Raw genomic sequence first — 686 nt, forward strand, 5'->3', positions numbered from 1 at the left:
CCATAAGTTGTGTCGTAGTTGCTGCGTCTTGGAAATGCCCACACGGTGGAGTGAATTTTCGCACCATAGGCAAACGCTTCGGGTTTGAACATATTCGCCTGTGCATCACGCAGACGGTAGCTATCGATTTTAACCAGCTCGTAGCCCAACTCGATACTGCCCACCACACCATGGGAAAAAAAGTCGAGCTGTTTGATCTCGCGCCCGCGGCGTTGCCGAGCTGCGATGAAATCCACAAGACCGGATATCGAGTCCATCTCTCGGTACTGTGCCCCGTGCTGATTTTCGACAACGTCCTTCAAAGCCGTCAGCAAGTTCTCCGGATAGTCATTTTTGAAAATCAGAAATACACGCTGGATCGTGAAGTTTGGAGTGCCGGTTGGATACTTTGTGAGTTGGCGGATACCCTGATTGATAAAGCGCATCTTGTTGCCCTTCTGGCCACGAACCTTTTCATAAAGGGACATGTAAGACGCACCCACAACCGTTACGTAATCCTGTGCCAGCGTACCTTTCACTTGGGTCGATGTATGTTGATCGCTTGTTCGAGCTTGATTCTTTTTGGGGGCTGCCACCTGCCACCTCCCTTAGTAATCTAGGCCGAGCGCGTCGAGATGGGCGGCACCTTCCTTACCCCACTGCACAACTATCGAAGTCGTGTTGGCCGTAAACACTCGAGCGGCGTT

The 686-nt window shown here is 51.6% G+C and carries 1 protein-coding gene; it reads right to left on the reverse strand.

Annotated elements, in window-relative coordinates; genetic code table 11:
• Positions 1-575 (reverse strand): hypothetical protein (locus tag J5M56_RS23755; RefSeq protein ID WP_207937913.1); only part of this gene is annotated, 575 nt, incomplete at its 3' end.
• Positions 576-686: the final 111 nt, after the last annotated feature.

Source organism: Pseudomonas sp. 51_B (genome assembly GCF_017491595.1).
GTDB lineage: Bacteria > Pseudomonadota > Gammaproteobacteria > Pseudomonadales > Pseudomonadaceae > Aquipseudomonas > Aquipseudomonas promysalinigenes.